General features: G+C 58.9%; 10 protein-coding genes. All 10 read left to right on the forward strand.

The genetic code is table 11. The annotated features are described in order from the left end of the window. A partial coding sequence (locus NN5_RS26450) for an IS30 family transposase (RefSeq protein WP_169801047.1) occupies positions 1-186 on the forward strand: 186 nt, incomplete at its 5' end. A 67-nt stretch (positions 187-253) separates the two neighbouring features. Continuing rightward, positions 254-889 (forward strand): OmpW/AlkL family protein, encoded by a 636-nt coding sequence (locus tag NN5_RS23225; protein WP_067738877.1) that lies wholly within the window; start codon positions 254-256, stop codon positions 887-889. A gap of 57 nt (positions 890-946) precedes the next feature. Next, a complete protein-coding gene (locus NN5_RS23230; protein WP_011801861.1) occupies positions 947-1984 on the forward strand; it encodes a dihydrodipicolinate synthase family protein in 1038 nt (345 codons plus the stop codon). A 129-nt stretch (positions 1985-2113) separates the two neighbouring features. After that, positions 2114-2767, forward strand: a complete 654-nt coding sequence (locus tag NN5_RS23235; protein ID WP_217998759.1) for a 2-hydroxychromene-2-carboxylate isomerase — start codon at positions 2114-2116, stop codon at positions 2765-2767. 58 nt (positions 2768-2825) lie between these two features. Then, the gene (gstA, locus tag NN5_RS23240) at positions 2826-3431 is read left to right on the forward strand and encodes a glutathione transferase GstA (RefSeq protein WP_026437506.1); all 606 of its coding nucleotides are present in this window, start codon (positions 2826-2828) and stop codon (positions 3429-3431) included. 203 nt (positions 3432-3634) lie between these two features. Next, positions 3635-4702: a cupin domain-containing protein gene (locus NN5_RS23245; protein WP_026437507.1), complete on the forward strand. Its 1068-nt coding sequence runs from the start codon at positions 3635-3637 to the stop codon at positions 4700-4702. A gap of 33 nt (positions 4703-4735) precedes the next feature. Next, a complete protein-coding gene (locus tag NN5_RS23250; RefSeq protein WP_026437508.1) occupies positions 4736-5437 on the forward strand; it encodes a fumarylacetoacetate hydrolase family protein in 702 nt (233 codons plus the stop codon). Continuing rightward, complete coding sequence (gene maiA / locus NN5_RS23255) at positions 5434-6087, forward strand: maleylacetoacetate isomerase (protein ID WP_245656676.1); 654 nt, start codon at positions 5434-5436, stop codon at positions 6085-6087. Before NN5_RS23250 ends, maiA begins: the two co-directional genes overlap by 4 nt. 194 nt (positions 6088-6281) lie before the next feature. Next, the gene (locus NN5_RS23260; protein WP_161125183.1) at positions 6282-7175 is read left to right on the forward strand and encodes a Bug family tripartite tricarboxylate transporter substrate binding protein; all 894 of its coding nucleotides are present in this window, start codon (positions 6282-6284) and stop codon (positions 7173-7175) included. A gap of 16 nt (positions 7176-7191) precedes the next feature. Beyond that, positions 7192-7843: tripartite tricarboxylate transporter substrate-binding protein (locus NN5_RS23265; protein ID WP_157081301.1), on the forward strand; the 652-nt coding region annotated here is incomplete at its 3' end.

Raw genomic sequence — 7843 nt, forward strand, 5'->3', positions numbered from 1 at the left:
AACGGCTTGATCCGCGAGTATCTTCCCAAGGGCCTGGATTTGGCGCCGATCTCCCAAGGCTACCTCAACGCAATTGCCCGACAATTAAACAACCGCCCGCGCAAATGCCTCGACTTTGAAACCCCAGCAGAGGTCTTTGCGAGGGAAATCATGAACTTTCAACCCGGTGTTGCACTTCAGAGTTGAAACCGCCATGCGAAATCGATCGCATCTGTTTTTCCCATTCTGTTCCATATAACAAAAGGAGACAATGATGATCAAAGAAGCCATTTCCCTCGCAGGACTTGGGATGCTGATGCCCAGCACCGCATATGCCGAGGATTCCCGTTGGTCATATCGCATCGGCGCCACCAACGTAGCCTTCGATGCGAGCGCCAAAGTTTCGATTGACGGAACAAGGGTTCCGGGTGGAAGCGCTGACGCTAGTGACAACAACGCTTTGACATTTGACTTCGGCTACATCATTAACGATAACTGGAACGCGCGATTAATTGTTGGCATTCCACCCACCACAAAAGTGACAGGCGCAGGCACGCTGCCTCCGATTTTGCTCGGTCGTGTTCAATATGCTCCTGCGGTTTTGTCGGCGACCTACAACCTGCCGCAGATGGGATTGATTCGCCCGTACGTGGGGGCGGGGATCAACTACACCCGAATTCTGAAAAGCAAAGATGCCAATCTGACCTCATTCGATGCAGATCATGCGTGGGCACCTGTGCTCCACATCGGCGCGGAAGCCGACATCAACCGCGACTGGTTTGTCAGCTTTGATCTCCGCAAACTTTATTTGAAAACAGATGCATCTGGGTTTCTTGGCCCGCAAGTCGCCACGGCCCGCGTAACATTGAATCCGTTGTTGACCTCGATTGCGATTGGTCGGAGATTTTGATCGGCCCACTTTGATTCCCAAGTTCTATTTACACCACCATTTTTAAAGGATATTTGAATGACAAGAAAGACCAGCAAAGCGACGCGCCTGACTGCAGAGGATATTCAAGGCGCATGGGTCATTATGCCGACCCCGTCCACGCCGGATGCCTCGGACTGGCGCAGCACGCACACGGTTGATCTCGACGAGACGGCCCGGATTGTCGAGGAGTTGATTGCGGCCGGCGTCAATGGCATTCTGAGCCACGGCACCTTTGGCGAATGCGCGACGCTGACGTGGGAGGAGAAGCGGGATTTTGTTTCAACGGTCGTCGAAACCGCCCGTGGTCGAGTGCCCTACTTCTGCGGCACAACAGCCTTGAATACCCGTGAAGTTATACGCCAGACCCGCGAAGTGATGGACATTGGTGCCCAAGGAACCATGCTCGGCGTGCCGATGTGGGTGAAGATGGATCTGCCCACCGCCGTGCAGTTTTATCGCGATGTGGCGGAAGCGGTGCCAGATGCTGCCATCGCTGTTTATGCCAACCCGGAGGCTTTCAAATTTGATTTTCCTCGCCCGTTTTGGGCCGAAATGTCCAAAATCCCGCAAGTTGTTACAGCCAAGTACTTGGGCATCGGAATGCTGGACTTGGATCTGAAATTGGCTCCAAATATTCGCTTCCTTCCGCATGAGGATGACTATTACGCTGCGGCCCGAATCAATCCTGAGCGCATGACCGCCTTCTGGTCCAGCGGCTCCATGTGCGGTCCAGCGACTGCCCTCATGCTTCGTGATGCGGTGACACAGGCCAAGACGACCGGTGACTGGACCAAGGCCAAGGCCATTTCAGATGACATGCGCGCTGCCGACGCCACACTGTTTCCACGCGGCGATTTCTCGGAATTCTCGAAATACAACATTGGTCTCGAAAAAGCACGAATGGACGAGGCGGGTTGGCTCAAAGCGGGGCCGTGCCGGCCACCCTATACGCTGGTACCAGATGAATACCTTGCAGGTGCTCGAAAATCAGGCAACGCCTGGGCCGCACTGCATACCAAGTACGCCGAGGAATTGAAGAAAACCAAAACGGCAACCGGCTCGAAAAAGAAGTGAGGCGAGGCCAGGTCCTGAGTCAGATATCTCCGATCAGCAAAGCTGGCTGATCTGGGCGTCCTCTGGATTGGAGGAATCGGCGAGTATCAAATATGCGAGTACGCCGTAAAAGCGCCAAGAGCGCGGGATGTGGCGCTTGCCCTGAAGCAGCTCCACATTTCTGCCGTCTTTTTTTGGGAGAGCCTGAGCATGATGGTTGATTTTTATTTCGATTTTTTGAGCCCCTTTTCGTACCTGGCAAACCACCGTTTGTCGGTGCTAGCGGGGCGTTATGGATTCCCCATCCAGTATCACGCCATTGATTTGGCGCGAGCAAAGACGGCCATTGGCAACATCGGGCCGTCCAATCGGGATCTCAAGGTCAAGCTTGACTACTTAAAGGTGGATTTGCAGCGATGGGCCGATCTCTATAGGATTCCGTTGGTTTTCCCCCCTAACTTCAACAGCCGCCGGGTGAATGCCGGACTGTATTACCCGGCAGCCAGGGAGCGAGCCGCTGAATATGTTCGCCTTGTTTTCGATTCGGCTTGGGGGAAAGGGTGGGCACTGGATGCTGATAGCTTGCTGGCTGAGGTATGCGACAAGCTAAACTGGGATCTCGGTGAATTTGAAGATTTTTTGAACAGCGAAAATGCCGCCAAGGCATACGACGAAGAGACGCAGGCGGCCATTGACCGAAAGGTTTTCGGGGTTCCCACCGTGTTTTGGGATGATCAAATGTGGTGGGGAAATGACCGCCTTTTCATGCTTGAGAGCAGGTTGCAAAAGGAAACGCAACCATAAATTCTCAGTGCATCGATTTTTCTGATTTTTCAACCACGCCTTGATTTTAAGGAGTCTCATGAAGCTTTATTACAGCCCCGGCGCATGTTCATTGTCGCCTCACATCATCCTTCGTGAAGGTGGATTTGACTTTCAGCTAGAAAAGGTTGATCTCGGCACCAAGGTGACTGAGACTGGTGTTGATTACAAGACCGTCAATCCCGTGGGCAGTGTCCCCGCTTTGCAAATGGATGATGGGCAGGTGCTCACCGAAGGGCCGGCCATCGTTCAATACCTCGCTGACCGTGTGCCAGAAAAATGCCTGGCACCGGCAGCTGGCTCGCTGGAGCGTTACCGACTGATGGAATGGCTGAATTTCATCTCCACCGAATTGCATAAAAGCTTCGGAGCGCTGTTCAGCCCGGTGTTTCCACAGGATGCCAAGCCAGTCATCAAGGCCCAATTGGAAAGCCGTCTTGCCCATACCGAGCAGATGCTCGGTGACAAGGTTTGGGCCATGGGGAACGACTTTTCCGTGGTGGACGCCTACTTGTTTACTGTGCTTGGCTGGGGGGCTTACGTGAATGTGGACCTTTCGCCTTGGCCCGGCCTGCAAGGCTACCTCAACCGCGTGGCTGAACGTCCAGCAGTCCGGGCCACATTGTCGGCTGAAGGTTTGATCTGATTTTTTTAGAGAAATAAATAAAGCATGGCCAGCCTCCATGAGCGGCCAGCCATGCCGCGGGGCAGCCGTGGGCAGCGGCCTCGATCAAATTTCGATGCACACAGATTACGAGCCCCTTTTTCCGACTGCGGTCGGATTCAGAAATTGCCGATACTTGCTTTGGTCTGATCGAAGCGTGAGGGATATCGGCTTCCCCTATCCACATGCTTGATGAAGAGGAGCGTATCACCATGAGTCACGAACTTGGCCGACTGGAAGACCTGCCGCAGGACTACCGAGACGAACTCAAACAACTTAACCTGGTGCCGCTATGGCCCAGCCTACGCGCGGTGCTGCCGCCCAATGTCCCGACCCGCCAGACGCAGCCGACTTACTGGTCCTACCAGACGCTCAAGCCGCTGCTGCTCAAGGCCGGTGAGCTGACCCCCATTGAGAAGGCCGAGCGCCGCGTGCTGGTGCTGGCCAACCCCGGCCACGGCCTGGAGAAGATGCAAGCCAGCGCCGCCATATACCTGGGCATGCAGTTGCTGCTGCCCGGCGAGTGGGCGCCCAGCCACCGCCACACCCCCAACGCGGTGCGCATGATCGTGGAGGGCGAGGGCGCCTACACCACCGTGGATGGCGAGAAGTGCCCCATGAGCCGGGGTGACCTCATCCTCACGCCCACCGGCCTGTGGCACGAGCACGGCCACGACGGCAACGAGCCCGTGGTGTGGCTCGATGTGCTGGACCTGCCGCTGGTGTACTACATGGAGGCCAGCTACCACATCGACGGCGAGCGCCAGCAGGTCGACCCCGGCCGGGGCGACTGCGCCTGGACCCGTGCGGGCGTGGTGCCAACCCCCGTGTTCCAGCGCAGCGACAAGCGCTATCCTCTCTTGCGCTACCCTTGGGCCGACACCCGTGCCGCCCTGCTGTCGCTGGCGGCCGACCAGCCTGAGCAGGAATGCGTGCAGGTCACCTACGTCAACCCCGAAACGGGTGACGACGCCGAGAACATCCTGGGCTTCTACGCCCTGATGCTCAAGCCCGGCCAGACCCTGCGCCTGCCCGTGCGTTCGCCCGCCGTGGTGTTCCACCAGATCGAAGGCCGCAGCGAGGCGCGCATCGCCGAGTCCACCTTCGCCCTGAGGGAAGCCGATACCTGCTGCGCCCCCGGCTACACCGAGGTGACGCTGAAAAACCTCTCAGCCGACCAGCCGTCCTTCATCTTCATGGCCGACGAATCGCCCCTGCACCGCAAGCTGGGCGTCTTTGAAAACCGCGGCTGAGCCGCCGCGAAGCACCACACAACAGGAAAGCAAGTGAGCAACTACCTCTGGAACCCGCCTCCCGTCCAGTCTCTGCCCGTTCGTGGCAAGACCGAGCGCTTCCCCATCAACCGCATCTTCTGCGTCGGCCGCAACTACCACGCCCACGCGGTGGAAATGGGCCGTCCGGTCGACAAAAGCGTCGAACAAGCGTTCTACTTCACCAAATCGCCACAAACCCTGGTGGAAAGTGGTGCGACCGTGGCCTACCCGCCGCGCACCAGCAACTACCACTACGAGATGGAGCTGGTGCTGGCGATCGGCAAGCCCGGCTTCCGCGTCAGCGAAGACCAGGCGCACGAGTTGATTTACGGCTACGCCGCCGGCCTGGACATGACCCGGCGCGACCTGCAACTGGTGGCACGCGACAAGGGCCGCCCCTGGGACACCGGCAAGGACATCGAGGAAGGCTCGGTCTGCTCCGAGATCGTGCCGATGCAAGGCGTGGTGGTGGAGCAGGGCGCGATCGCCCTGGAAGTCAACGGCCAGACCAAACAGTCGTCCAACGTGGACAAGCTGATCTGGAACGTCCGCGAGATCATTGCCGACCTCTCCACCTACTACCACTTGCAACCCGGCGACCTGATTTACACCGGCACGCCCGAAGGCGTGGGCGCCGTGGTGGCGGGTGACAAGATCATCGGCCGTGTGGAAGGCATTGCCGAGATCAGCCTGACCGTCGGCCCGGCCGAGTGAGCCTGCACGCGATGAAGCTGTACAACTTCTGGCGCAGCGGCACGTCACACCGGCTGCGCATCGCGCTCAACCTCAAGGGCGTGCCCTACGAGTACCTGGCCGTGCACCTGGGCAAGGAAGAGCACCTAAAGGACGCCTTCAAGGCGCTGAACCCACAGCAGTTGGTGCCCGCGCTGGACACGGGCGCGCAAGTGCTGATCCAGTCGCCGGCCATCATCGAATGGCTGGAGGAACAGTACCCCACGCCCGCGCTGCTGCCGGCCGACGCCGACGGCCGCCAACGGGTGCGCGCGCTGGCCGCCATCGTGGGCTGCGACATCCACCCCATCAACAACCGCCGCATTCTGGAGTACCTGCGCAAGACGTTCGGCGCCGACGAGGCCGCCATCAACGCCTGGTGTGGCACCTGGATCAGCGCCGGTTTCGATGCCTACGAAGCACTGCTGGCGGTCGACCCGAAGCGCGGCCGCTACAGCTTTGGCGACACACCCACGCTGGCCGACTGCTACCTGGTGCCGCAGGTGGAAAGCGCCCGCCGCTTCCAGGTGGACCTGACGCCCTACCCCCTGATCCGCGCAGTGGACGCGGCCTGCGGCGAGTTGGACGCATTTCGGCGCGCCGCGCCAGCTGCTCAACCTGATTCGGCTTGACGAAAAATACGCCGCCTTCGCCCTAATAAACAGTTCGTAGCCCTGCCCAGTGACAAGTATCAATGAGCAATAGTGAAAATGTAAGGGGAAAGATTATGAAACATATTCTGACCCGACGAGCAGCCCTGAGCACTTTGGGCTCCCTTGGAATCGGGGGCCTTCCGGGCATGAGCTTGGCGCAATCCGGCCCTGGCGTGGCCACGATCGTGATTGGACTCGCCGCAGGCGGAGCGACCGATATGGCTGCCCGCCGGTTGTCTGAGGGAATGCGCGGTGCCTATGCTTCCAGTGTGCTCGTCGACAACCGCACGGGGGCGGGTGGTCGAATTGCGATCCAGCATGTTAAGGCCGCGGCACCAAACGGCGCGACACTTCTGCTGACGCCTGCATCCATGATGACGCTATACCCTCACACGTACAAAGATCTGGGATATGACCCGGTCAAGGACTTTGTGCCGGTCGGTATGGTTTCGACAAGCGAGGTTGGGTTTGCGATCGGGCCCGCTGTCCCGGAATCGGTTGGTAGCCTCAACGACTACTTGGCCTGGATCAAGAGTAACCCTGATTCTGCCACGTTTGGCCATGGTGCCACCGGCTCTGGACCGCATTTCTTGGGCGAGCTGCTCGGGCGGCTTTTGGGCGTGAAAATGGTGCAGACAGGCTTCCGCGGTTCCCAGCCTGCGATTGTGGACCTGTTGGGGGGGCACATCCCGGCGGTGGCCGCGCCCTTGGGTGAGTTCCTCCCTCACATGAAGACCGGCAAGATCCGGGTGCTGGGCGTGACTGGCGCCAACCGCTCTCGTTTCCTGACCAACGTCCCGACCTTCAAGGAGCTCCACATCGCCTTGAGTGAGATGACCGAGTGGTTCGGGGTATTCATGCCCGCAGGCACGCCCGCGCAAGCGGTCCAGCAAGCCAGCGCTGCCATGAAGTCGGCTGTTGCAAACCCGGAACTGGTCAAGGCCTACGCCATGATGGGCATGGAGGCTGGTTGGAGTTCGCCTGAAGGCTTGTCCGATCGATTGAAAAACGACATCAAACGCTGGCAAGCAGTCGCTGAGAAAATTGGTTTTACCGCGCAGTCTTGAGCAGAGGGGGGGCACCATGATCAAACGCCGTGAGTGGATGAAAGCCGCGGGATTTGCCACCTTATCGCTCGGCACTGTAAGAAGCGTCAAAGCCCAACCGGTACCAAAATTACTCAAGATCATCAACGGCTTCCCACCCGGAGGAGTCGTCGATGCGGTTGCACGCCGGGTGGCAGAAGGATTGGCGGTGACGGAACCCGGGGTTAACGTGATCGTTGACAACCGTGTCGGAGCGGGTGGGCGGATAGCTGTGTCCGCCGTCAAGGCAGCCGTCGACGATGGCAGCACCTTGTTGTTCACACCAGACGCCGTGCTGTCCTTGTACCCTTTCGTCTACAGCAAGTTGGACTACGATCCGTTCGCGGATCTGGCTCCCGTAGCCACCGTAGCCACTACGACTGACGCCCTTGCGCTGGGTCCCTTGGTACCGCCTTCCGTGCGTGGGCTCCGGGATTTCCTGGCCTGGGCCAAGGAGCACCCTGAACACGCAAGTTTCGGATCTCCCGGTACCGGTACACCATTGCATCTCTTGGGGGCGCTGGTAGCCAAGGAGGCTGGCGTCTATCTCAGGCACGTGGCTTATCGTGGCGCCGCGCCTGGAGTTACCGATCTGATCGGTGGGCAGATTGCATGCATGGCTGCGCCTACGGGGACGTTCTTGTCTTTCC

Origin of the sequence: Novosphingobium naphthalenivorans NBRC 102051 (assembly GCF_001590985.1) — a bacterium.
Taxonomy (GTDB): domain Bacteria; phylum Pseudomonadota; class Alphaproteobacteria; order Sphingomonadales; family Sphingomonadaceae; genus Novosphingobium; species Novosphingobium naphthalenivorans.